The following is a 24,555-nucleotide window of genomic DNA, read 5'->3' on the forward strand; positions in this document are numbered from 1 at the left end:
GTCTCGAGTGGCGTGGTTAGTTCTCCGAATATATTCAAGTGAGTGGCTTTGTTGAAATCCTCAACAGCTAACAGGAATAGTGCCCGACTCGCTAAGTACAGTGTGGGTAGCCACCAACATGTCCCAACGTTGTATGGATTGATGCTCCGTTTCTACTGTACCGCGATGAGTAGACCCCATACCTTATCTGCCCCCATACATAATGATTGATGATGGTGGAAACTGATCCTGACCCCGCCGAGTCTACGTTGTATGTGTGTCAAGAGTGTGGAACTGGTGTCGAAAACCCGGAACAGGAAGATGAATGTCCCGACTGTGGTGGGCCATTGCGAAACACAACTGTCGCTCACGACTAATCCCAGTCGACGGCGTAGCTGATGACGCGATAGCCGTTCTGTTGCAGCAGTATTAGCGACTCCCGCCACACAAGCAGACGGTACCGTTAGCCGAGTTGGTCCTCGAGGAAGTACGGCGATAGATACGCAGACCCACTTACCGGCTGTTTCATCACAGTTCGTGTCTGACTAAGAGGATTTCAATAGTGCCAAGCGAGTGTAGATTCGGTGAGGAAGTCGAAAGTAACTCGGCTTTCGTATACGGAGAAATTGAGCCGGTCGAAAAATCGCTGCTTACGAATGCTACGGAACGTGAACTCTGACGACGTGACCCCCGCACCCACACTGTTCGATGTATTCCCAATCAATATCGTCACCTCCCTCGCTCTCTAAAACGTCGTAGAGGTAGTCTTCTGGATGACCGTGGATGGCGTGTGTGACGAGGTTCACGTGGTTGCCTGAGGCGGTGTGGTCGATCGCCGAGAGAGCCTGGTCGACCACCAGCTGGCGGTCGTCGGCGTGTTCCGGTTTTTCGAGATTCGCCGACCATGAGTTGTCGTGGACCCAGTCAGTGACGAGTTTTGCGTCGTGGTCGTGATCGTGGTCGTCGTGGGTGCTAGACATTGTTTCCATTCAGATATACGGGGGCAGATGCGATAAGTACCAGGCCGATTCCCGCGTGTCAAGACCAAGACGTGATCATTCATCGTCTATCTATCGCCTGAACAGATTCGGGTCAATGTGTTTGTCCGTCTCGCCCCGACCAGGAGATATGGCAGAGATTGACTCATACGTCGAGGAAGTCGGAGCACCCACTGACCGACCGGTCGAAACACTCGATGCCAGAGAGCTACCGCCACCACAACCACTGAAGAACACGCTCGAACGGCTTGCTGACCTCGACGACGAGGTGGTACTCGTCCAGCGGAACGACCGCGCACCTCAACACCTCTATCCGCAACTGGACGACCGGGGCTTCACGTACGAGACAATCGAAGGCGACGGGCAGGTCGTTACTGTGATCTGGCGGTAGTAGCGTTCGTTCAGCGGAATCCCCCGGGAGATACTTTGTACCAATCACGTTTGGCCGCACGGCCACCCGTACATGTTCGGAGACGCCTTCAATAGTCTGCCGTGTTTAGGTTCACCTAAAATGGTGTGTGCTTCACTGACCCTGACGATCCCGAAGCGAACCTGGATTGGTACCGTCTCACGAGATCATCCGGTAGCGACGTTTCATGTCCGATCTGCTCAGTCTGCCGATAGCGTCGGCGTTGGATTCGTCGAGCTACTGGCGGAAAAGCCAGCGGAGATCATTGAGTCGATCCGGTCGTTCGATCCTGTCCACACCGTGGAGGTGTTCCACCAAGAGCCGAACCGAACCCTCCTCCAGATCGAGGCGGACAAACCGATTCTCCTGGACGTTCTCGACAAAGCGGGCGTCCCGGTGGAGATGCCCTTCGAGATCCAGAATGGCCAGGTCGAATGGGAGCTGACCACGACTCGAAACAGGTTAACGACGCTAGGGTCAGCGCTAGATGAGTCGGAGGTTGGATACGTCGTTGAGCACATCCACGCCAAGCCCGAGTTCGACCGAATCCTGACCGACAAGCAACAACGACTGATCGAAGCAGCCCTGAAACGTGGTTACTACGACTCTCCGCGACAGTGCACACAGGAGGAACTCGCGGCGTCACTGGACATGGCGAAGTCGACGTGTTCGGAGATCCTGCACCGCGCCGAGGAACGAATCGTCAAGTCGTTTGAACGCGGAACCGAATCAGACCGTACTGCGGCCCGGCTGACCACCTAACGGCAACCTCCCGGAAAGCTGCTTTTCAGACATCGTGCTGGCAGCAGATGCACTCCCCTGGAGAAACTCGTACGGAGTATATTCGGGCCGGCATTTTTCAATCGACGGCTCGAAGCGAATATCGATGGTTTCACAAGGAGACACCGCACCGACGTTCACTGCAACGCTCGGCACGAGCGACCACGAACCGTTCAACTTCGAAGATCACGTCGGTACTGATCTAGTCGTTCTCGCCTTCTTCCCAGGCGCATTCACACCACCGTGTACGAATGAGATGGTCGCACTCCAGGAGCGAATCGACGAGTTCGAGGAGGCTGGCGCAACCGTCTTCGGCGTGAGCGCCGATTCCCCGTTCTCTCAGGGTGCGTTCCGCGAGGAACACCGGGTCGAATTCGACCTCGTCAGCGACATGGCCGGCGACGCCATCCGGGCATACGACCTCGAGATAGACATCGAACCGCTAGGGCTCTACGGCGTCGCGAATCGGGCGGTGTTCGTCGTCGACAAGGACGGAACGATCACCTATGACTGGATCGCCGATGATCCGACGAACGAACCCGATTACGACGAACTGATCGAGGCGGTCAAAGCAGCGTAGTTTCCAGCTGCGAACAGAACAGATTCCCGGTTTCTACTCACGGTTATTGCCCTCAGGAACTGACTCACAGATGCTCAAGGGCTTGATCGAGGTCGGTGAGTAGATCGTCTGCGTGCTCGACGCCGACGGCGATCCGGACGAGCGAATCCGAGATTCCGGTGGCCTCCCGTTCGGCGTCCGCGAGGTAGGACGCAGACATCGTGGCAGGGTGGTCAACGAGCGATTCGGTCCCACCGAGACTCACTGCCAGCGTGAATACGTCGAGCGCTTCAAGCACAGCCCGCGTTTCCGCAGCGGTTGCGTCGAGTTCGAACGAGACGATGCCACCGAATCCGTCCATCTGCTCGCGAGCGAGGTCGTGTTGTGGATGGCGTGGCAATCCGGGATAATTGACCTGAGCTACCAACGGATGGTCGTCGAGGTATTGCGCGAGCTCGCTCGCGTTGACCTCGTGACGGTCCATCCGAAGGGGGAACGTCCGAAGGCCTCGGAGCGTGAGATACGAATCGAACGGAGCGAGCGTGCCACCGAGATCGTAGGACTGGGTATGTTCCACGGCATCGGCAAAGGAATGGTCGTCGGTCAGAACGGCCCCGCCCATCGAGTCGCTGTGTCCGTTCAGGTACTTCGTCGTACTGTGGACCACTACGTCGGCCCCGCGTTCAAGTGGCCGCTGGAAGTACGGCGTCGCGAACGTATTATCGACGATGTACGTCGCGTCGACCGAGGCGGCGGTCTCGCCCACGGCAGCAAGGTCACAGAGCCGGAGCAACGGATTCGTCGGCGACTCCATCCAGACCAGGCTCGTCTCGTCGGTGATTGCCTCGTCGACGGTATTCAAATCGGTCGCGTCGACGTACTCGACGGACGCGCCAAGCGAATCGACGAGCAGATCATCGAAGAGCAAGCGCGTACCACCGTAGATGCCATCGAAGGCAACGACGTGATCGCCCGCTTCGACGACCGACAGGCAAGTCGCTGCAATCGCAGCAGTCCCGGAGGCACAAGCGACAGCGCGTTCGGCACCGCAGAGTTCGCTGAGTCTCTCTTCGAGGACATCGCGCGTAGGATTGCCGAACCGGGTGTACTTGTACCCGTGGTTTGATTCACCGGGACTGCGCATCTCGTGAGTGGTCGAGAGGTGAATCGGCGGAACGACATCACCGGTGTCACTGACACTGGTACCGGTCCGATCGAAACGGGTAGCCAGAGTTTCGAGGTGGTAATTCGAATCTGTCATACGAGTACCCGAACCATCAGGCCGCTCATCTAAAAAACGAACCGAGGGGCGTCAACGTAAGCTGTCGCACAGTTTCTCGCAAATTCTAGGACGATTTCGGTGACGGTTTGCTCGAACAGTAGGATCGTGCTCAGTCGAATTGGGTGGAACAATGGGTGAAAGCAGGAATTCGAAACGGGCCTCATTTCGTGTTTCACGAACGTTCGAGATAGAGGGAGTAGAAGACGATCGCCAGACCAATTGCCACAAGGACACTATTGATCAAGATACCCATCTGCAGGGAAACCGAAAGTATCTGATGAGCAATGCCTGCGAGCAACGCACCGAACGTGATAACACCGAATCCGGTGCCGAGAACGCGTAGCGCTGGAGCCCCCGTGTTTCGATAAGCTCTGAACGCGATATACGTGATCCCGCTTCCGAGGAGCAGAATCACCGTCTTGACGACGATGATGGCAGTTTCCACCCAGATCATAGTTCGTCCCCCATCTTCGACCAGATGTCCGCAAGCCGTTCATCGGCATTCCGTGGCGGTCGCTCGACTGTCACCGAGAGGTTGTCTTCCTCGTCCATGGATATCGTCACGTCGTCGAAGTCCCGTTCGTATTGCGTGGTTCTGCCGCCGCCGGGGTTGATCGTGTCCTGTTCGCGGACGAGCGAAGCCTGGCTGAGGAGTTCGAGTTTCCGGTACAACGTCGATTGGGGGATGTCACACGCGTCGATGAGTTCGGTTGCGGTCATTGGTTCAGCTGTTTTGCGGAGGATGGCCCGACAGTCGGCATCGTCCAGCGCAACGAGAATCGCCTGCAACGATGGCGAGTCCTCGGATGGCGCTGAATCGTGCCTCATAGTCTGAGTTTGGAAGGTACGCGGGATATGCTATCCGATTACGTCTCGAACTGTCGGGCGTGAATCCGGCCTCGGAACGCAATCGATTCCTCGAGATTACGATTCGGAACCATCCCCAACCCGTCGTTGGCCCTCGTCTGTGACGTCATAGATCCCTCGACCCACCGGAAAGATATGTCCGTCCTCGTGGAGTCGAGCACACGTTTGATCGATCATGACCGGGTGGCGATCTGCAATTCTGGAGATATCCATTACATGGCATGGCGCGTTCGCGTCGAGGATTTCGAGGATCTCTTTGTCGGTTTCCCGATCGAGTTCGCTCATCTGTTCTCTCGCTCGTTCAGCAGTCGCTGATTCCTCGCTGCGCGGCTCGGCTGGCCCGTTCATCACGCATAGCCCTCCTCGGCGTAGACCTCGAGCAGCTCCTGGTAGCGGTTCCGAATCGTTACCATACTCACGTGAGCGGCGTCACTGACCGTCTCCTGTGTCAGCTGCTCATTCGTCAGGTGGGTCGCGGCGTAAATCGCGGCCGCCGCAAGCCCTGCAGGGCTTTTTCCGCTATGGGCGCCCACTTCCATTGCTGTCGTGAGCAAGTCTCGCGCCTGTCGTATCGCCTCATCACTCACGTCTAATGCCGAAGCGAACTGGGGGACATATTCCAGTGGATCGACAGGCTCGATTTCTAATCCGAGTTCTCGGGATGCATACCGATAGGCTCGCTGTATACGGATTTTCTCTACCCGACTGACCTCGGCGAACTCGGAGAGCGGCCGCGGTGTTCCGTGTTGACGGGCCGCTCCGTACAGCGAAGCCGTTGCCATACCTTCGATTGATCGACCTGGAAGGAGATCATTCTCGACTGCCCGCCGATAGAGTGCCCCGGCGGTTTCTCGAACCGGATTCGGAATATCGAGGGCAGACGCCATCCGGCTGATCTCCCCCAGTGCTTGCTTGAGATTCCGCTCGTGAGCGTCTTTCGTCCGAAACCGTTCGTCCCAGGTACGAAGGCGTTGAAGACGGGCTCGCTTCCGAGTGGATATCGACTGCCCGTATGCATCTTTGTCCTGCCAGCCGATCGTCGCACTGAGTCCTTTGTCGTGCATGAGCTTCGTAGTCGGTGCCCCGACACGGCTTTTCTCGTCTTTTTCATCAGTGTGGAACGCTCGCCACTCCGGTCCGTGGTCGATGGAATTTTCGTCGAGGACCAAGCCACACTCTTCACAGGTCGTTTCTCCGTGTTCGTCGTCGTGAACGATCTGTCCGTCACACTCCGGACACGACGAGTGCGGCTGGGACTCGGTGACTGATTGCCGCGCCCCTGTGCGGTCGTCTTCGAGATCGAGTTGTGTTTTAGTCATGGGCGAGGGGGTTGACACCTACGTTCGATTACCTTGAATGGGTCTCTCTAGCAATGCAGGGGTCAACGGTCGAAGAGTGCGTGGCGGAATCCCAGATTATGGGAATCCGCCAATTTGATTTACTATGACCAAACGAAAAGTCGTGGTTTCGGAACCGCAGGCCTGGCTCTTAGAAAAAACCGGCCAGTGAATGGGGTGACATGGTCACCCGGAAAAGTCGCTGTAAGAAACTGCTCCCTGGTCGACGATCGTTTGGCTCTCAGGGACGTCTCCATCCGGCGGCATACTCCCCTCAGCAGGGCCGCCAGACTCCTCGACGACGATGCGGCCGACCATGCCGAGACTCTTGTGCGGGGTGCAATAGTAGTCGTACGTACCGGTTGTCTCGAAGGTGTGTTCGAACGTCGCATTCTGTTCGCTGAGAATCCCACTGTCGAAGGCTTCCGCACCGTCAGGCACGCGTGTGACTGAGGCCTGTCCATTCCCCTCCACGTAAGCCGTCGCGGAGTGACTTCCACTATCGTTCTCGAATGTGACAGTGTCGCCGGATTCGACGAAGAGCCCGATCGGGTCGAAATAATAATCGCTTCCCTCTGTGACCATCTGAACTGTCGTTGTGTCTCCGTTCGATGGAGTGTCCGTCTCACCACTTGCGTCGGGGTTTGAACTGCTGCAGCCGGCGAGCCCTGTGAGACCGGCGGTTGCGACGATTCCACCTGCTTTCAAGACCTGTCGACGTTCCATGCCCAACCATTGGAACGCTACTGATAGACCACTTTGGCGGATTCCCACCGTTCGGGATTCCGCAGTCGACTGACTGTCACTGCGCACGAGGGTCTATACATGAGTGACCATCTTGGAATCCCCGGAACCGGCCTATCGCGGCGTGAGTTCTTAGCGGCGACAGGCAGTGCTGGCGCGCTGAGTCTCGCAGGCTGTACAGCCCCGACCGGACGTGCTGAAACCCCGTCGCAGTCATCCTCAACCGAGCATTCGTCGCCTGAAATTGAACGGTGGCTCGACGAAGTCCCCCGTCCCGGTGTTGTTGAACCAGTTGGGAAGAAGGACGGGAACCCCTATTACGAGGTGGAAATGCGCGAGGTTGAGCAGAAGATTCACTCTGATCTCCCACCGACGACCGTCTGGGGGTACGACGGCCAGTATCCAGGGCCAGCAATAGAGGCTCAGCAGGGTGAACCGGTGTATGTGCGCTGGAAGAACGAGTTGCCGGACGAACATCTCCTGCCGGTCGATGAGACGATACACAGTAGCAAGATTCCCTACGACACTACTGGAGTGCGGGTCGTACCTCACCTCCACGGCGGGAATGTCGAGCACACGAGCGACGGCAAGCCGACGGCGTGGTTTACACGGGATTTCGAACAAACCGGCCCGAAGTTCGAGAAGAAAGACTACTACTACGTAAACGACCAACCCCCGGCCACGCTCTGGTATCACGACCACTCGCTCGGAATTACTCGGCTGAATGTCTACGCCGGTCTCGCCGGACTCTATCTCCTCCGAAACGACCACGAGGAGTCACTCGGTCTGCCGTCGGGCGAGTACGAGATTCCACTGGTGCTTCAGGACCGCAGCTTCAACGAGGACGGTTCGTTGTTCTACCCGACCACCGGCTCCGATACGGACAGCGACCCGCCGAAACCCAACCCGAGCCTCGTTCCGCAGTTCTTCGGCGACACGTCAGTCGTCAACGGGAAGGCCTGGCCTCGGCTTTCGGTCGACCCCCGGAAGTACCGGTTCCGAATACTCAACGGTTCGAACTGTCGGTACTACAACCTTAAGCTGTTTGAGTACGACGAAGCGGCTGAAACGACTGGCACGGATGGACCACCATTCACCCTCATCGGAAACGACGGTGGTCTGCTGGCCTCGCCGGTTACGATTAAGGACCGCCTGGAGATTGGCACGGGTAAGCGTGCCGACGTCGTCGTTGATTTCTCGGACTATGCTGGCCAGACGCTCTTGGTACACAACGACGCCACGGCGCCCTACCGTGGACCAGACATCGATGGCGGGAATCAACAGCCTCTGCCGGAAATAATGGTAGTGGAGGTTGCCTCCGATGATGTCCGCGACCCAAGCCGGGTTCCAGATACGTTGACGGAAGTGCCAGAAATCCCCGTTGACTCGGTCGACAAGGAACGGTACCTCCCGATGACCATGAGTTCTGACGATTACGGACGACCCTTACACCTCCTGGGTTCGGACGCGGAGTCCTCACCGCACAAACTGTACGATCCGGTTACCGAGAAACCGACCCTCAACGACACGGAGATCTGGAGCTTCGCGAATCTGACGGGAATGTCACACCCGATGCATATGCATCTCGTGCACTTCCAGATGCTTGGGCGACAGCCGTACAGTGAATATGACCCTGAGGCGGAGATGATTGATGTCGAATCGCTCGAACCTCCTACACCGGAAGAAACGGGCTGGAACGACGTCATCAATGTAAATCCAGGTGAGGTGACCCACGTGATCGTTTACTTCGGGGAGTTCGAGGGGCTATTTAGCAACCAGACCGGCTGGTACATGTGGCACTGCCACATGCTGGAACACGAAGACCACGACATGATGCGTCCCTTCAGAGTCCTGCCGGATTCTGAGGACGATAACAGTGATGGTGACTCATCCAATGAGTTGCTGGCATCAGTCCACCGAACGAGGAGTTCAACGAGCGATACGCCCCTGATTGAGTAACTCACCAGAGGTTTGCCCGCGACCACTCCAACGCTTTGCGGAGGAGCCCAACGCCTACGACCACCCACGCAACAAGTGCGATATACACAAACACTCGTGGGACGACGTGAAGTATTCCGATCCCCGCTTCGCTCGCGAGACGGAACGTACTCACCGTGTACATCCCCAGCGGGAAGACCATCCCCCAGTATCGCGGGCCGTACCCCTCTGGTCGATGCGGCAATGCGATTCCGCCGACGGTGTGCCGCCAGACACCGAGCGCTACGAGCAACGGGATCCACCATGTGGCTGTCGCCCAGAAGAAGAACGTAAATCCGAGGAGGAACGGACGGATCTCGGTAATGAACGGCCAAGACGGCCCGAGCTGGAGGAGCAACGCACCCGCCAGCGTCGTGATCGCGACAGCACCCATGTTGATCCAGTACGGCGGCGTCGCGGACGACGGCCGGAACGCGAAAAACGTCATCCGGTAGAACACCAGCGTGAACAACACCAGGTAGAACCCGCCGCCGATCAGGTACAGGACGAGTGCCACCAGGCCGACGCTCTCAAGCACCGACGGATACTGCGGGGCGAGCAACGCCGCAAGTACGGCCACAGACTGCGTGGCGACCACGGCGAGAAACCAGCCGCCGTCGAGTGTCTCTTCGATGGGATCGTCGACATCCCTGATCGTCAATCCCACGAACACGGTGTACGTGAGAACGAACCAGAGGCCGCCTGCGAACACAAGTAGCGCCGTCGCCGCCAGAATCGACTGCTCGAAGACGACGAACTGACTCCCGAGGATGCAGGTCGCTGCGACGGCGGTGAACGATCCCACTGCCCGGTCCGGCGAGACGAGGTCGTGAAGCGCCGATCCGAGGGCGCGACCGATTCGTGCCACCGTGAGGACGCCGATACCGACGTACGCGACAGCGTTGACCACGAACAGCAACCGGCCGATCCGCTCGAACCCGGTGAGGGACGCACCGATGGAAACGATTCCGGTCGCCATGACGAGCGCGAAGTAGAGCGGATCCCAGTACTCGAGAAGTCCGAGTACGTTACCACCGCGGCCGCCACTGCTGACCGACAACCCACCAGGTTCGTCGGGGTCTTGGTCGGTAGTCATGAACCGCTTAGATCGTCCGCTGCCGTCGCCAAAGCGGAGCTGGCATCGCCGTGTCAGATGTCGGCGCTGCTGGGATAGTAGTGGAGAACGTCGTCGCGCCACCCGCCGTAGCCCTTGCCGATGTCCTCGAAGTCCTCGACGAACTCGATTCGGGTGACCCACTTGGCCATCTTGTAGCCGAGCTGGCTCTCGATACGGAGCCGGTAGGGGGCGCCGTGAGCGACCGGGAGGTCGCCGTCGTTCATCTCGTAGGCGAGGATCGAACGCGGCTCCTGGGCCTTGTCCATCCGGATGGCTTCGTAGTAGAACTCCGGGATGTCGTCGTCCACGCCCTTCTCCTCGAAGGGGCCGTCCTCGGAGTACTCCCACTTCTCGTCGAGCGTCCAGAAGACGAGCCACTCCGCGTCCTCGTTCGGTTCACAGCGGTCCATGATCGCCGATAGCGGGATGCCGCCCCACTTGGCATAGTACGTCCAGCCCTGGATACAGTCGTGGCGGGTGACGTGTTCTTGCTTGTCCATTTCCCTGATTTCCTCGTTGGTCAGGTTGAGTTCGTTCTCGACGAGGCCATCGACCGTGATCGTCCAGTCCTCGAAGTCGTTTTCGAAGTGGGCGCGGTACTCGTCGTTACGTGGTGGTTTGCCGTTGACTCGGGCGAAGTCCGACTCCTCGGGCCGGTCGTCGCCGTCGACGAACGAGACGTGGTGGAACAGTCCCTTCAACAGCGGGTCGACGCCGATTTCGAGGAGATTCTGGGTGAAGTACGGTCGCTTCAGGGATATCCACGTGGCGAACGCAGCGAACCCGAAGACGATACCGACGCCAAGTACCGTGAGCGCGATGGTCAGGTCCGTCGACGCCGTCGGACTCCCGAGGACGATGAGCTTCATCTCCGACCAGAACCCGTGGGCCGCGACCAGGGCGACGTGTCCGAACAGGAAGACGTTGAACGCCACGAAGCCGATGAAGTGGATGCTCCGGTTGAGCTGTCGATTCCAGCCGAACCACTCCGGCCAATGTGCCCGAAAGGCCGGCGCTTGGAGCAGTCCGGTGACGATCATCACCGGGGACAGAATGAAGATGACGCTGAAGTACGTCAACTGCTGGAGGGCGTTGTATCCCGAAGCATGGGGGACTTGGAGCTGTGCGTACGAGAGCAGCGCGTTCCACGCCTGCGGGAGGATGTCGAGTGACGTCGGGGTAAGGCGCGTCCACTCGCCAGAGACGAAGAGACCCCCGACGTACAGCAGCCCGCAGAGAGTCCAGCCGAGTGCACCCCAGAAGTGCCAGTGGCGGCCCATCCCGATGGCATCGCGTCCTGGGAGTGAGATGAGCGGCGATGGCGGGTCGATTTCGTCTTCAGCTGCCCAGAGATCCTCGCCGTCGATGACTTCCTTGTCGAACTCTGTCGACCGTTCTTCGTCGCCGACGCGAAGCCACTCGTCGCCCGGTTCGCCGTCGTCGGACCAGTAGAGCTTGGGGTGGCTCATCAGGATCTCGTACCCGCTACGGAACAACAGGATGATGAAGAAGAAATTGAACCAGTGGGTGATTCGGAGCCACCACGGATAGTCGAGACCAGCAGCCATAGCTCACCTATCGCACCCTTCCCCTATAAGACTGGTTTCGGTCATCAGGTTTGACCACACACGCGGCCGAACTTATTCGGCCGTCGGTCGATTACGATCAGGTAAGACTATCAATCTCATTTAGTGCCTCAGTTGCGACATCTCCCAATTCCCCAGCTTCGATATGCGAGTACCGCTCTCGGACCATCTCTTCAGAGTTATCGAGATACCGAGCCGCGACCGTATACCCGAACGCTCGAACAAGAACTTCACCCATCCCACGTCGACCACCGTGCGGGGCAAGATAATCGTGTTTAGGATGGTCGATGTCGATCTCTGCAGCCTCTGAGAGCCGCTGGAGAATCGACCGTGCACCGTCCGTCGTGATCGACGGCGGCCGAATGTCCTGATCGAGCGCCAGCAGCAGGTCGCGAGCGTATTCGTCACGGTACTCAGTAATCGCCTCCGGGCGTTCCCCTCGTTCGGCGAGCTCTTCCCGGACGAGCTCCGCGAGCGTCCGTTGATCGAACGTCGGAAACACCGGCCAGCGCTCCGTGGGTGGGTCCATCAGCTGGCGATAGCTCCGAAGTGGTGAGATTACTGGGTCGGGGAGACTGGCGGCGTCCCACTGCTGTTTCTTTCGGTAGACGTCCATACTACCATCTTCGAGCGAGATCTCCTCCCACCGGACCCCACGCCGGCGTGGATCGTTCGGGTCCCGGAGCAGTTCACCGACACGGACAGCTGTGTATGCGAGAACGAACACGAGGGCGCGGTCACGGGCCACCTTCAGCGTCGCGTAGCGCGCTCGCTGCTTGTCGAGGGGGTCAGTATCCTCCGGAAGTGTCGTGTACGCCTCGACGGCGTCGCGGGCCCGTTCGTCGACGTGACGGGTGAGCACGTGGCGCTGCTCGGATGTCCAGGCCTGCTGGTCGCCGGGCTTGCGGCCATCATCCTCCGGCAGCGGCGCCATCGCACTCGCCCGCTGTGCGTAGTGCGCCTTGAGATATCCTTCGTTGACACACCAGCCACACCACGCAGAGATATAGCGGTAATAGGTTTGTACAGTATTCTGCTTGAGTCCCCGATCGCCGGCGAGATGCCGGGCATACTCCCGGAAGACGCGTTCGTCGAGGTCCTCGAAGATCGGCTCGCGGTCGACATCGTCCGGTACGATTCCAATCCAGTCGTCGCTGCCGCGGTCGCCGGCGGCCCACTCTGCGAACCGCTCGAGCTCGCGCGCAGCGTTGCGTCGATAGTTCCCGCCGTCGCCACCGCGGCCTTTCCCCTTGTCCTGAAGGTAGCGCTCAAGGGAACCCTCGAGTGACTGATCAGCGCGGTCTCGGGGTGTCATGGTTCCTCGTTCGCGTACTGGTACGTCGGACGGACGTCCTTGAGGAGCTCTTCGACAATTTCCCAGAGAATCAGGGAGGGAGTCTCGTGTTCGAATGTGATTCCCCAGCGGTCCTCTGTATCGGCGACTGAGTACTGGAAATGCGTCCGTCCCAGATCGGGATGGTCTTCGTCCTGATGCCAGCCAGCGTGAAAGCCCGTGTTCGGGTCGGTGTAGTTGATACGGAACCAATCGTGTGGCTCCTGTCGATACCACTTGACGGTCAATTCCGGCGAATCAGGGCCCGTTGGGGGATCTAGGCGAGCCGGATCGAAAGTCGCCCGCAGCTGTTTTGCCTCGATATCGTCTGGAACGTACTCAACGGCCGTGATCTGTGGCACGCGGTCAAGGACGTCTCGCTTTAGCTGGGCGTAAAGGTTCGCGTTCGGATCACCACCTGGATGCGGGACCGACATCCGTTAGCTGCTAGCCTCGGCAGGCTCTGTCGTCGGCGCGAGGAAGTCCCATTCGCGGATGGCGAAGCCAACGATCTGGATACGCCGTTGAAGGTGCTCCCACTCGCGGGCAATCTCACGACGACGGTCTTCCTCGTCACCGTCGAGGGACTCGTCAGCGAGCGTCCCACGAAGCTGATTCGGTGATTCAACGCCGAATTCATCCTCCCAGTCGCGAATCTGCGTCTTCATATCGGCGAGCCGGTCCGTAAGCTCCTCGACAGTGTGTCCGCTATCTCGGAGGCGCATCGCCTCCTGCATCGCTTGGCGGCGGTAATCAGGATAATACGTTGTGTGAGTCCCACTGTCGTCACGGTGGAGGATGCTGTCGTCGACGAGTCGCTCGAGGACGCGCTTAGTTGGTTCGTGTGACCAGCCCGCTTCGGAGGCGATCCAGTTGGCCGTCTGTGGCTCCGACAGCTGCCGAGCAATCATCCGCACGCGGTCTTCACCCGTGGTCTGGCGTTCCCTCAGACCCTCGGAGTTCGATTCATCTTCGGTCATACAACATCGTTCGGGCTTTGTCTTAATATAGGTTGAGGTCATTAGTTCTATATGGAATCCGCTTCTTCGCCATCGCCCGATCTCAGCAGAGGATAGCCAGAGCAAACTCGGAGCCCGGTCCTTGCGGCTCTACCCCGGGGGAAGCGCCGTCGTGAGGCGGTTGCAGCATTCGTGCTTCACCGACGGCGTCGGGGTACTTCAAAGTGGTCGTGATTACGGGCATAATCAGGACCACCAGTGACAGAAGTCTCATAACCATTTTTCCTATGATAGAAGGGTTCTATCCCCCCGAAATTCGGATTTGGCCAACGGTATAAATCATATGCCGCTATACCAAAGCCGCGACCGCCGTTCGGACCCGGTTCCGAGAATAATCGCGAGACTGCAAGCAGATGGCTTGCTACACAATCTGCATAATGTACAATGCGCACGAAATCTGAATGATGAGGGAAATCACCCAAATCCAATGTTAGTCGTTCGTAGCTTGCTCGCTCAGCATCTCCACAACTTCCTGAACACGTTCCTCATCGGCTTCGATACCACGCTCCCGGAGGATCTGGAGGGCGACCTCATCACCGTGGTCCGCAATTACCCGGAGACACGCATCTTGAAACTCTCTTCCCTCAAATTCGGGAACATCAAACATAGAGCACGCAGCAGTTACCGATGATCGCATCCGGGTGACGCCATCCCACGTGTCCTCCCGGACATAGAAGCCGTGCATATCGGTCTCATCAAAGGAGAAGGCCGGTCCACCGGTGGATTCGTCCACATCCTCCTCATCCTGCTCAGGAATGGACTCAGTCTCCGACTCTGTGTCCTCAGTAGTTATCTCTTCATCCGGTTGCGGTTCATCCTGGGTGTCAGTACGTTCGTCGTCATCCGATTCGGCTCCTTCCTCCGTTTGTTTGAGCTGTTCAGCGACGTCCCCGAAACGGTCGTCCTCATTAGGCATGGCTGTGTTCCTCCACGAGGTCCGCTAAGTGGTCGAAATTCGGGATCTGGTCGCAATCTTCGTCGAACTCCGAGACCGGCATTCCTTGCTTGAAGGCGCGGGAAATTGCGGTCCGTTCGCGAATCCCTGGCTTCGGAATACTATCGATGGTGCGTCCCGAATCATCGAGGGCATCGAAGACCTCCGGGTCCACACGAGCGTACTCGGGGACGAATGAACCGAACTCCCGGTTGAGATTTTCAACGAGAGTCCGATGCTCGTTGCGTTGTCCCATTGTTTCGCGAATCATATTCGGAGTGACTGCGAGGATATCCAACCCGATATTCTGCCGGATTGGGGAGATCTGGCGTTCAATCATCTTATTGAGGCCGTTGATCGAGCCAGCACGCGGGATTAGCGGGATTATGACGCGCTGGACGGCGATGAGGGCGTTGTCGGAGAGTTTCCCACGGCCGCCTGCGGCATCAATTATCACGTAGTCGTATCCGTTTTGAATGAGCGGATCGACAACGTTCCGCCGAAGCTTCACGTCTGCGAACCGTTCGTCCTTCAGCCTCGTCTCAACATTCTCGAGCTCGTTACTCGACGGGAGGAGGTGAACGCCGAAGTCCGTCTCGATAAGCAGGTCTTCGGGGTCCTCACCATCGATAAGGGTGTCACCGAGGTTCGCATCTCGGTCGTACGCATCGTCGTATCCCAACTGGGTCGTCATGTGCCCGTCCTTATCCAGATCCAATAGTACCGTCTCATGGCCACGAGCAGCGAGTCGATCAGCGATGTTGAGCGCGATCGTGGATTTCCCTACCCCTCCCTTGAGCAACGAGACAGCTGCTCCGGGGAGCCCTTCAAACTCGTCAGCACTCATAGCTCAGCACCCCGTAAGAAGCGGATTTTGTACATTTTGTAGGTAATGTACATTGGGTAGATGTTGAAGGTTGCGCGAGTTTTGTCGATAATGTACGTTTTACACTGGTCATACGCGGTCAATGAAGCTCGTCCATCTTAATTCTGTGTCAGACAGATTGCGTACGCCATCTACACAATCTACATTTTGTACATTACGTAGATTGTTGGCACAATCTCAATTGGCATAATCACCGTCGACCCTACGCAATCTACATAATTTAGATTATCAGCATTTCATACGTATTCATCGCAATCTTTGCCACCCACACGAACCAATTGAAGAAGCCCAATTTGCATTACCTACATTATCCACATTATGCAGATTGGCTATGATATCTACATTCTTCAGTCATTCAATGGGAGAGTCCTGAGTGATAGAACTCAGACAGAGCCGTTCTACCCCGTCCTCTAGTAAGACTTTTAACTGTTGCCGGATTATTGGTAACCACCAGATGTACGAGGTTCTCGACGACACCGCGGCGCAGGTCATCCTCACCATCGAGAGTGGAGACTCCATCCGCCGTGTCGCCCAACACCTCCACACGCCCTACGAGACGGTGAGACAAGCCGTCAATCGGCTGGAAGACGCAGGCTACGTTTCCTATGACGACGGCCTCACTGTCGTCGACGAGCGCGTACGCGACGCGGCGCTCGAGCTCGTCGCTGCCAGCGCTGGCGTCAGTCCACCCTCCATCGAGGAAACGTACGTCATCCCACAGTTCGGTGACTGGCCGTTCGCGTTCACGCGGATCGACGCCGTCTACGTGTGGACTCAGGGCGGCTACCAGGTTGGTCGCGAGCCCGACGACTATCCATTGTTCCTCGCTGTTCGTGAGCAGGACGTCGACGCCTGGGAGGGGTTCTTCGAGTCCTTCGACCTCCCGACCGCATTCGAACGACAGCCCCGAGACGAGCTTAACAGACCGCTACAGATGGTCCTCGAGCCACGCCCGTCACTCGACATCGAATACGTCGAGGGGTACCCGGTGATACCGAGAGCAGAGACGATCGAGTACATGCGCGAGAACTACGCCCAGTTCCAGTCGGCGCTGGCGATGCTCGACCGGATGTACGAGGACCTCGACCTCGGCGTCACGTATCGAGGGACCGAACGGGCGCAGCCATGAGCTTCAACAACCGAAGTGACGCGCTCATCGAACTGCTCGAAGAGCTCACCAAAGAGGGCCACGAGTACGTTCTTGTTGGCGGCTACGCTGTCTCAGCGTTCAATGCTCGCTTCTCCACGGACCTCGATATCGTCGTCGCGCCGGATTCCAAAGCTGACTTCGTCGAGTTCCTCGAACAGCGGGGATTCGAGAAAACGGACAGCCACGCCAAAGGATGGTTCTACGACACCGAAGTAATCGAGTACGAGAAGCGGCTCACGCCGCAGCAGCCGATCGGCTTCGATCTCCTGGTGAACGGACTCGGGTGTCGCCAGACGGAGGCACAGTGGTCGTTCGACTACCTGTACGACCACAGCCACCAACAGGAGGTGAGCGGAGGCACAGTGACGACGACAGCCAGAGTGATCGATGGGGCCGTCCTCGTGGCGGCAAAGCTCCACAGCGGCCGCGAAACAGACCTTCGAGATGTCCTGGCAGTCGCAGAAGAAATCGATCTCGACGCTGTCACGCCCCACCTGCGACGAGGGAACGACAATGCCCTACGGGAGCAACTTGAGCGTGGCCTGGAGATCTTAGAGAGCGACGAACTCAAGCACGGATTTCGGAGTGACTTCGGGGCCTCAGCTGTCTCAGAAGAAACAGTCACCGCTCTCCAAGAGTATCTGTCTGCACAGATTGACCACCTGAGCTGAAGCGGTCGGGACCCCCTTGATCGGAAGTGAAGATAGTGCCCTTCAGCGGCGCTTGCAGTCAGTCAAAAAATTGGAGGGGCGGTGTCAGTCGACCGTCGCTAACACACGGACATCCGTAGCTGAGTGTCGTTCCCGTTCAGTTCGAGCGCCGTGCTCGCGGAGGAACTCATCAATACGGTCGGCAAGGGACTCCGCATCCTCCCTATCGACGTGGACGATCAGCGTCGGTCGCTCCTTGTCGCTGTTCTCGATCACGAGCGAGACATCCTTGAATTCGTCGGGCTGTCTATACGCCTCGAACTCATCGGCGACCTGGTCGGCCAGGTCGTCGAGTACCTCAATCGGTTCCTTTGTCATAGATTGAATTTCGGCCTTGGAAGGTTGTGCCATCGCGAACGCGTGAAGAAAACGTGACGTGGCGTGACTTTCAGAACCACCTCCATCAGACAAACTCGAACGGAGCCTTCTCACACCGATGGTTTTCAGTGGAAGGAGGTACCACTACCCATCTACACTACGTTGTTCAAATAGACTCACCACTATGTCTTTAACCGAGTGTTTTATACGTCTGGGAGTGATAGATACTTGTGATGAGCTCCGATAACAACGAGACGAATGGAGGACCGGCCAAAGAACACAGTAAAGCAGTCCACCCAGTCACCGTAGACGGCATTGACGACAAGTTCGAGGAGAATATCGTGAAGGCAAGCGAACTCTTCCTCGTCGCAGAAGAGCAAGTTGATGACGACGCCAAACTCGACGCGCTCCGGGGTCCTAACGGCCCCGTCGACGAGAAGTTCGACGCCGACGAGGAAGTCGACCTGACGGAGCCACACCGGCGTCATTTTGAGATTGATGTTCCGCCGGGTGGTTACATCTGAGATGAACGCCTCTGCTTTCGACGTCACTGCGGTGGAGAGCGACCTCCTAAAGGGCCTTACCGCCCTAGAGTCCGAGTATGAAGAGGTGGCACCAGCTGCGGACGATGGAGGTAACTACATTTTTGTCCGGCTGGGCACCTTCGACCTTGACCGGTTGGGGCCAGACTACGACCAGGACGAGACAGTCATCTACCATCGGTTCGACCGGCGGGGCCTCGACGGTGACCACTATGGGTTCGTCACGGTCAAGCGCCTTACTATCGACGGTCAGTATCCGGACAACACCCGGGAGAATCGTGATCTAGGCGATGATCTCCGGGATATGTTAGACACCGACGAGACGCTGTTCTGGAGTCGCCGATTCACCGACGAAGTGGACGTCACGGAATCGGAGGACATCAAGCGGGTCATTTCGCACGTTCGGAGGTGTCTTGAGTACCCATGGGAATGAGCATCCAAGACGAGCAGACAGCAACTCCGGCGACAGTTGACGAGTTCCACGTCGCACTCACCAAGGCTACCCGCGAAACTATCCGCTCGCTTCTTTTCGAGAATGATCGATTCAGGTCGATGCCGGAGCGAGGGCTGATTGCCGTCCTCCGGCCGTCGTCTGGGCAGAATCGTGTAACATACCTCATCGAGGAGGTCGTTCCTCCCGAGCAAGGCGACATCCAATTCGATGGCGGTCTAGACTTCGGCCGGGAGTACAGTCGCCGGGCGCGCGAGCTCGCGCAGGCACGAGATGAAGCAGGCCTCCTGTACTTACACACTCATTTGCCGGGAGGCAACACCCCCAGCGCTAAGGATACGGAAGTTGCGCGCGACTCTCTCTTCCGAGACGCCCGCAAACTTGGTGATGACCGCCCATTCGCTATGGGAATTGTCACGGAGGACGGGGGGTGGTCCATTATGTCATTCGAGTTTGACACGCCAAGTGTTGCAGAGGAGGTCGGTGACGGAGGTTACAGCGAATATGCTGCTCGAACGCGGCGTGCGTCCGCTGTCCGGATCTTCGGTGACAGGTTCCAAAAGATTCCCACAGACGTTGAGGCAACCGGTGCAGCTGCCGCGTTGACCGATGCTGATATGGAGATTCACGACAGCATCGACGTTGAGAATTTTTGGGGATCCGCTGGCCAGGCTCGTCTCAGCGCACTCCGCGTCGGTATCGTCGGGCTTGGAGGCGGAGGTTCAATCCTCGCACCAACGCTAGCCCGATTGGGCGTGGCCGAAGAGGTTTTAGTCGACTTCGACCTCGTGGATCACGCAAATCTGAATCGGGCGATGGGGGCGACAACTGTCGACGCAGATGTTCATCGCCCCAAGGTCCAGGTCGCAGCCCGGACTGCCCGAGCTGCCGCGACTAACCCCGGATTCACGGTACGAGAAGTACAGGCGTCGGTATCCGAAGACCACCCTGATTACGGTGCTATCCTCGACCTGTTAGACTGCGATATCATCTTCGACGCCACTGATGCCGACAACGCCACGCGCGTCTTGGACGAGATCTCCCACGCCCACCTCATTCCCGTCATCGGCGGCGGCACCGACACCAACGTCGAACCAGGAGAGCAAACCTTCGGTGAGCGGGCTGCTATCTCCACGATTGTCGTCGGTCCGGAACACACCTGCCAGCGGTGTGCCGGGACATATGACGACGAATCCGCTCGGCAGGCGATGGAACGGAACGACCAGGGAGGACCCGACAATTATGGCGTTGATGATGTTCTTGAGGATGACGACCGGGTCATCAGCATGATGCCCACGAATCTGGTTGCCACTGGTCTGATGCAGCTCCGGCTGTTGGATCTCGTCCTCGGGCTGAGTGGCGGTATACCAGCCGAGATGCGGTTTAATCCCCTCACTTGGGAGATGCGCCCGAAGCTCATCAGCCACAACGAGGGGTGTGTGCACCAAGAGATAATCGGCATTGGTGACACAGTTAACCTCAATCTCGGAACAGACTGGACGTATAAACGGCTTCGTGAGGCCGGTAATTGAGCTGAGAACCGGGAATAAATAAGCCCGTCAAGGCACTCTTCCTCGGCGATTTCGTGTTAGTGCTTAGAACAGAAACAACCTCAATGATCACGATCACAGCGCTCGGAGCCCAAGTTGCGACCGGTTCAGTGATCGTGTAAGCACGCGCCCGTCGTCCCGGCAGTCGAGGGCGACAAGGGGTGTATCGGCGTATCCAGCCTCTGCACCACCTCCAATAACGGTGAGGCCATCCTACTTGCGCCGATACTCAGCTGGAAGTTGCGTCGAGATGTGGATATACTCTCCGTCAAAGTGCTCCAAGTCGAGTGCCGAGACATACTCCTCATGACCGACGAGCGAGGTCGAAACCGCCGGATGACCGATTCATTTGATAACACTATGCGAGCAAGTCGCGAGATTCGACGCGAACATGCGACCGGTTCGTTGTACTATCCTGTCTGATTTCGATTCGCTCACCAGCAGCGTCGACGAGCTCCTCTTGATGCGAGACGAGGATGATCTGATCCACCCCTAGCTCTCGCATTCGAGTGATTAAGCCGGAGAGTTCGTTGATGTGCTGCTCGTCGAGGTAGACGGTGGGTTCGTCGAGAATAAGTGGGGGAAGCGGTGCTCTGCCACTCAATCCTTCTGTGAGCAATTGATAAATTGCACACCGGAGGGCGAGATTAAACAGGGCTCGCTCACCACCAGAGAGATCTGTCGGGTCAAGTGCCTCTCCCGACTTCTCGTACACAGTCAGTTCGTAGGAATCAGAGAGCTCAAAGTGGGCATAGGAGTCGGTCTGGTAAAGCAAGTCGAACAACTCGTTGAGGAGTCGTTCAAGTTCGTCGACGTTCCGCGTCCGGAGGTCCTCTCGGAGGTCACGATACATCTGCTCCGCCGCTTCGCACTGCTGGATAACCGTTTCCAGACGGTCGATCTGGTCCGAGAGGGTATCCCGTTGCTCACGCTTTCGAGAGAGCTCATTAAGCGCTTCATTGATCCCACCTTTCTCAGATCGGAGCTCGCCCTGTCGGGATTCGAGATCCGCACGCCGCTGCTCAAGTACTGACTGCCACTGAGCAGCGCCGTCTCGCCGCCGTTCAAGCCGCTGAATGCGCCCAGGGTCTAACTCCTCTCGGGTCCCTTCGAGTTCGGATTCCACTCGATCTCGCTCGTTTCTCCAGTGGTCGATTTGCGGATCGACATCCTCCTCCAGCCGTTCGTCGATCCGGTCACGCTCCCGGTGTTTCTGGTCTGCCTCCGAAAGGACTTCTTGTGCCTCGCTAAGCGCCCTCTGTTCGGTTTCCAGGGATTCCATCTCGTCGGTCAAATGCGCGCGTGCTCTAGCTGCTCGATCGGCCAAAGCCTCCAGGTGAGGGATAGCGGTGCGATTATACGCCGCCCGTGCTCGTTTTGTGGTGGCCTCCTCTTCGAGTTCATTGGCCTCCTCACGCAGGGCCTCAATCGTCTCAGATTGACCCCGAATCTCCCTACGGAGGTCTTCCTTCCGACTCTCTAATGATTCGTACCTTCCAGCGGCGTCTGCGAGACTGCGGGCCTCTTCGACTGTCCCCTCTTTCGCCGCAACCTCGGATTCTTTGTCCTGAATCTCTCGCTTGAGGCGACGGACCTTATCGCGATCCTCTTCGTAACTCGAGACATTGGGAGCATCTTCGACTTCCTGTCCGCACTCAGGGCATCGGCCTCTGATCAGTAGTAATCGTGCATGGCCCACGCTGTCGCGAGTGGTTCTGAGCTTCCCCCGGAGGCCCTCCAGTTCTCCCCTTATAGCCTCCAGTTCGGCTATTTTCTCTTCCTTGTAGGATTCAACAGCATCACGGGTGGTAGAACTCTGTGCGAACCGCTTCTCGATGTCTCCCAACTCACTCTCTACGTTCTCCAACGTCCCCCTGGGGTCGCTCAGGTCGCTTTCTTTCTCATCCGCCTCTTGACGACGCTCTTGCGCGGTCCCTTCGAGGTCGTCAGCGTCACTCTCCAGCTCTCCAGCAGTTGTCTCGGCTTCCTCTGCAGCGTCGCGGAACTCGCTGACTCTCTCGTCCGCGACATCACGAGCTGTCTCGATCTGGTCCAAGCGCCTATCAATCTCCTCGATCCGCGACTTGACAGCATCTAAATCAAGACTCTCGACCGACGTTTCCTCAAGATGGTCCGCGGCGGTTGACTCGCATGATGCAATCTGGGTCACATACTGATTTCGTTCGTTTTCCAAGTCAACTCGCTTCTTTCGCTCTTCGCCGAGGTTGGATCGTACTTGTCTATGCTCCGTCTCGAGGTCGTTGATCTGAGACTCTAATTCCTGTAGAGATTCAAGCTCTTCATTGGCCTCCCGCTGCTCATCTTCTAGCGGCGCGATTCTATCATTGAGAGTGCTGATCTCGTCACCGATCTCATCAAGCTCCGATTCGACACGTTCCAGTTGCTGCTCGAGTTCACGATCCTCAAGCGCGTCGATGTCACTCCTTACCCCTTCCAACGTCCCCTCTTTGGCATCTTTCACACTCTCGATACCGTTTCGAGTCGTCCCCATCCGATTCTCGTAACGATCCAGCTTCCCCAACTGGAGAAGCTGGTCGATCATGTCCTGCCGGTCGCTCGGGCTTGCGGTGATCAGCTTATTGATGTCACCCTGGCGGACGTATGCACAGTTGAGGAACGCGTCGGCGTCCAACCGAAACAGGTCCTCGATTGCGTCATCGACGGGGCCAGGGTCCTCGATCGGCCCGTCAGGTGTCGTCAACGTGACGTCGTGATCAGTCTGAGTCTCGTACTCACGGACTTGACGTCGAACGTGGTATTGATTACCGTCATGTTCGAACCAAAGTTCGACGACCGCTTCGTCCTCGCCTTTCTCGATGACATCGGCGAGGTTCTTTCCGGACGGGAGAGCGTCGGCCCCATAGAGGGCAAAGAAGCAACCTTCTAGGAGCGAGGTCTTCCCTGCGCCATTGGCTCCGTACATAGCCGTCACGCCGGCCTGGAGCTCGATCGATTCGTCGACGAAGCATTTGAACGAGTCCAATTGGATGCGTGTGAATTGCATGGATTAGCTCTGGGTGTTGACTTGGTTGGCGTAGTTATCGAGCGATTCGTAGCTTCCGGGTCGGCGTTCGAAATCGGAGTGTGAGCGTCGAGCCCTACCAACGATGTCCGATCTGACACCCCACTGATTCTGGGAGGGAGAATCAGTAATCATCGAGTCCCACCTGTTTGTCAGCCGTCGTATCCTCGGCAGTCGATCCCTCAGTCTTGGAATCCTCTTCCACATCGGCTGTCTCGCTTGAGGAAACCGGGTCCGGGTCATCACCAGCCGATGCGGTGTCCGCCGATACTGACTCATCAGAGCCGTCTGCCCCGTCACTTTCGGCAGTTTCAGCCCTGGACGTCGATTCAGTCTCCGAAGCGGTGTCACCAATCGTTCCGGCCTGCTCACGCAGTTCCTCTTTAGTGAGTTCTGGCTCCACCGGAGCAAACGATTCTGCCTCCTCTTCGATACGGGCCTCAATATCGGTCTTGACCTCCTCCTTCAGATTCGAATCGAGAGGGATCTCGGCGCGTGCCTGTTGCTCTAGTTCATCGACGACGGTACTGAGGCCGAGTGTCTGCCGTCGCCGCTCGACCGCGTCCTCGGGATCGGCAAACGAAACGTCGATTGCCACGCGATCACTCCCACGCTGCCGTCTGTCAGAGACGCGGGCAACGAGCGCACCCAGTTCGTGTGCGAAGTCTTCGAGTGGCCCGACCGTCACTGGATCACCTTCACCGATGATCCGAACTGCCACTACTGCGCCCTCGAGATTGCGCTCCTGTAATTCCGCTCGAACCGCCGCGTCGACGTCCTGATCCTCGGTCGCTTCGATATCCACGTATTCGTGAGGGCGCGTGTCGAGCGGAATCCGGTCGTAGGACACCCCTGCGGGGCACACGTCGTCTCGATCTTCACGCTCATCCCCTGCTCTGGCATCCGCCCCGAACTGAACAATAGTGTAGCCACGTTCGGCCCGTTGGTCGGTCGCCGTCCGCTCAGTCGAGCCGGGATAGGTCG

26 protein-coding genes and 1 pseudogene are annotated in these 24,555 nt (G+C 57.8%); 10 read left to right on the plus strand and 17 right to left on the minus strand.

Translation table 11 applies throughout. From position 1 onward, the window contains the following. Positions 1 to 212 precede the first annotated feature (212 nt). The gene (locus P1Y20_RS17720; RefSeq protein WP_304450022.1) at positions 213 to 356 is read left to right on the plus strand and encodes a rubrerythrin-like domain-containing protein; all 144 of its coding nucleotides are present in this window, start codon (positions 213 to 215) and stop codon (positions 354 to 356) included. 282 nt (positions 357 to 638) lie between these two features. On the opposite strand, the gene P1Y20_RS17725 is transcribed toward P1Y20_RS17720, so the two are convergent. Next, complete coding sequence (locus tag P1Y20_RS17725; protein ID WP_304450023.1) at positions 639 to 959, minus strand: CGCGG family putative rSAM-modified RiPP protein; 321 nt, start codon at positions 957 to 959, stop codon at positions 639 to 641. Between the two features lie 148 nt (positions 960 to 1,107). On the opposite strand from P1Y20_RS17725, the gene P1Y20_RS17730 reads away from it, so the two are divergent. The 3 genes from P1Y20_RS17730 to P1Y20_RS17740 all read left to right on the plus strand — a co-directional run bounded on the left by P1Y20_RS17730 (position 1,108) and on the right by P1Y20_RS17740 (position 2,746). After that, positions 1,108 to 1,368, plus strand: a complete 261-nt coding sequence (locus P1Y20_RS17730) for a DUF2249 domain-containing protein (protein WP_226042949.1) — start codon at positions 1,108 to 1,110, stop codon at positions 1,366 to 1,368. 72 nt (positions 1,369 to 1,440) lie between these two features. Then, positions 1,441 to 2,148 carry a helix-turn-helix domain-containing protein gene (locus P1Y20_RS17735; RefSeq protein WP_304450024.1) on the plus strand — a complete coding sequence of 236 codons (708 nt, stop codon included), beginning with the start codon at positions 1,441 to 1,443 and terminating at the stop codon, positions 2,146 to 2,148. Between the two features lie 124 nt (positions 2,149 to 2,272). Continuing rightward, positions 2,273 to 2,746: a redoxin domain-containing protein gene (locus P1Y20_RS17740; protein ID WP_304450044.1), complete on the plus strand. Its 474-nt coding sequence runs from the start codon at positions 2,273 to 2,275 to the stop codon at positions 2,744 to 2,746. 64 nt (positions 2,747 to 2,810) lie between these two features. On the opposite strand, the gene P1Y20_RS17745 is transcribed toward P1Y20_RS17740, so the two are convergent. From P1Y20_RS17745 to P1Y20_RS17770, 6 genes are all read right to left on the minus strand, one after another. After that, positions 2,811 to 3,986, minus strand: coding sequence for a trans-sulfuration enzyme family protein (locus P1Y20_RS17745; protein ID WP_304450025.1), 1,176 nt, complete (start codon positions 3,984 to 3,986; stop codon positions 2,811 to 2,813). Positions 3,987 to 4,179: 193 nt separating this feature from the next. Beyond that, a complete protein-coding gene (locus P1Y20_RS17750) occupies positions 4,180 to 4,461 on the minus strand; it encodes a DUF7521 family protein (protein ID WP_304450026.1) in 282 nt (93 codons plus the stop codon). Continuing rightward, positions 4,458 to 4,835 carry a winged helix-turn-helix domain-containing protein gene (locus P1Y20_RS17755; protein ID WP_233340458.1) on the minus strand — a complete coding sequence of 126 codons (378 nt, stop codon included), beginning with the start codon at positions 4,833 to 4,835 and terminating at the stop codon, positions 4,458 to 4,460. Before P1Y20_RS17755 ends, P1Y20_RS17750 begins: the two co-directional genes overlap by 4 nt. A gap of 96 nt (positions 4,836 to 4,931) precedes the next feature. Beyond that, on the minus strand, positions 4,932 to 5,159 hold the full coding sequence (locus tag P1Y20_RS17760) for a transcriptional regulator (protein ID WP_304450027.1): 228 nt from the start codon (positions 5,157 to 5,159) through the stop codon (positions 4,932 to 4,934). A 62-nt stretch (positions 5,160 to 5,221) separates the two neighbouring features. Further along, positions 5,222 to 6,193, minus strand: a complete 972-nt coding sequence (locus P1Y20_RS17765) for a transcription initiation factor IIB (protein WP_304450028.1) — start codon at positions 6,191 to 6,193, stop codon at positions 5,222 to 5,224. Positions 6,194 to 6,397: 204 nt separating this feature from the next. Further along, complete coding sequence (locus P1Y20_RS17770; protein WP_233340456.1) at positions 6,398 to 6,937, minus strand: plastocyanin/azurin family copper-binding protein; 540 nt, start codon at positions 6,935 to 6,937, stop codon at positions 6,398 to 6,400. A 99-nt stretch (positions 6,938 to 7,036) separates the two neighbouring features. On the opposite strand from P1Y20_RS17770, the gene P1Y20_RS17775 reads away from it, so the two are divergent. Then, positions 7,037 to 8,914: a multicopper oxidase family protein gene (locus P1Y20_RS17775; RefSeq protein ID WP_233340455.1), complete on the plus strand. Its 1,878-nt coding sequence runs from the start codon at positions 7,037 to 7,039 to the stop codon at positions 8,912 to 8,914. A gap of 1 nt (position 8,915) precedes the next feature. On the opposite strand, the gene P1Y20_RS17780 is transcribed toward P1Y20_RS17775, so the two are convergent. From P1Y20_RS17780 to P1Y20_RS17810, 7 genes are all read right to left on the minus strand, one after another. Continuing rightward, entirely contained in the window at positions 8,916 to 10,028 is a 1,113-nt protein-coding gene (locus P1Y20_RS17780; protein ID WP_304450029.1) for a tellurite resistance/C4-dicarboxylate transporter family protein, read from the minus strand. 53 nt (positions 10,029 to 10,081) lie between these two features. Continuing rightward, complete coding sequence (locus P1Y20_RS17785; RefSeq protein WP_304450030.1) at positions 10,082 to 11,617, minus strand: molybdopterin-dependent oxidoreductase; 1,536 nt, start codon at positions 11,615 to 11,617, stop codon at positions 10,082 to 10,084. 97 nt (positions 11,618 to 11,714) lie between these two features. Beyond that, positions 11,715 to 12,950, minus strand: a complete 1,236-nt coding sequence (locus P1Y20_RS17790; protein WP_304450031.1) for a phage integrase SAM-like domain-containing protein — start codon at positions 12,948 to 12,950, stop codon at positions 11,715 to 11,717. Next, the gene (locus P1Y20_RS17795) at positions 12,947 to 13,405 is read right to left on the minus strand and encodes a hypothetical protein (RefSeq protein WP_368662195.1); all 459 of its coding nucleotides are present in this window, start codon (positions 13,403 to 13,405) and stop codon (positions 12,947 to 12,949) included. Before P1Y20_RS17795 ends, P1Y20_RS17790 begins: the two co-directional genes overlap by 4 nt. 3 nt (positions 13,406 to 13,408) lie before the next feature. Further along, on the minus strand, positions 13,409 to 13,990 hold the full coding sequence (locus P1Y20_RS17800) for a DUF7342 family protein (protein WP_368662196.1): 582 nt from the start codon (positions 13,988 to 13,990) through the stop codon (positions 13,409 to 13,411). Between the two features lie 427 nt (positions 13,991 to 14,417). Beyond that, entirely contained in the window at positions 14,418 to 14,903 is a 486-nt protein-coding gene (locus P1Y20_RS17805) for a DUF7970 domain-containing protein (protein ID WP_096396441.1), read from the minus strand. Next, a complete protein-coding gene (locus P1Y20_RS17810) occupies positions 14,896 to 15,768 on the minus strand; it encodes a ParA family protein (protein WP_304450034.1) in 873 nt (290 codons plus the stop codon). Before P1Y20_RS17810 ends, P1Y20_RS17805 begins: the two co-directional genes overlap by 8 nt. A gap of 493 nt (positions 15,769 to 16,261) precedes the next feature. Here P1Y20_RS17810 and P1Y20_RS17815 point away from each other — a divergent pair, with 493 nt between their 5' ends. Beyond that, a complete protein-coding gene (locus P1Y20_RS17815; protein ID WP_304450035.1) occupies positions 16,262 to 16,936 on the plus strand; it encodes a helix-turn-helix domain-containing protein in 675 nt (224 codons plus the stop codon). Continuing rightward, positions 16,933 to 17,628: a nucleotidyltransferase family protein gene (locus P1Y20_RS17820; RefSeq protein ID WP_304450036.1), complete on the plus strand. Its 696-nt coding sequence runs from the start codon at positions 16,933 to 16,935 to the stop codon at positions 17,626 to 17,628. Before P1Y20_RS17815 ends, P1Y20_RS17820 begins: the two co-directional genes overlap by 4 nt. Before the next feature lie 84 nt (positions 17,629 to 17,712). On the opposite strand, the gene P1Y20_RS17825 is transcribed toward P1Y20_RS17820, so the two are convergent. Then, complete coding sequence (locus tag P1Y20_RS17825; protein WP_121513339.1) at positions 17,713 to 17,985, minus strand: hypothetical protein; 273 nt, start codon at positions 17,983 to 17,985, stop codon at positions 17,713 to 17,715. A gap of 233 nt (positions 17,986 to 18,218) precedes the next feature. On the opposite strand from P1Y20_RS17825, the gene P1Y20_RS17830 reads away from it, so the two are divergent. The 3 genes from P1Y20_RS17830 to P1Y20_RS17840 are packed head-to-tail and all read left to right on the plus strand — an operon-like array spanning position 18,219 to position 20,510. Next, on the plus strand, positions 18,219 to 18,509 hold the full coding sequence (locus tag P1Y20_RS17830; protein ID WP_304450037.1) for a hypothetical protein: 291 nt from the start codon (positions 18,219 to 18,221) through the stop codon (positions 18,507 to 18,509). Position 18,510: 1 nt separating this feature from the next. Next, on the plus strand, positions 18,511 to 18,960 hold the full coding sequence (locus tag P1Y20_RS17835; protein WP_304450038.1) for a hypothetical protein: 450 nt from the start codon (positions 18,511 to 18,513) through the stop codon (positions 18,958 to 18,960). Beyond that, positions 18,951 to 20,510: a ThiF family adenylyltransferase gene (locus P1Y20_RS17840; protein WP_304450039.1), complete on the plus strand. Its 1,560-nt coding sequence runs from the start codon at positions 18,951 to 18,953 to the stop codon at positions 20,508 to 20,510. Before P1Y20_RS17835 ends, P1Y20_RS17840 begins: the two co-directional genes overlap by 10 nt. A 376-nt stretch (positions 20,511 to 20,886) precedes the next feature. Here P1Y20_RS17840 and P1Y20_RS17845 read toward each other — a convergent pair whose 3' ends face one another. After that, positions 20,887 to 23,553, minus strand: a complete 2,667-nt coding sequence (locus tag P1Y20_RS17845; RefSeq protein WP_304450040.1) for an AAA family ATPase — start codon at positions 23,551 to 23,553, stop codon at positions 20,887 to 20,889. A 142-nt stretch (positions 23,554 to 23,695) separates the two neighbouring features. Beyond that, a pseudogene (locus P1Y20_RS17850) lies at positions 23,696 to 24,555 on the minus strand (DNA double-strand break repair protein Mre11); the annotation flags it as partial.

It is taken from the genome of Halomarina ordinaria (assembly GCF_030553305.1).
Taxonomy (GTDB): Archaea; Halobacteriota; Halobacteria; order Halobacteriales; family Haloarculaceae; genus Halomarina; species Halomarina ordinaria.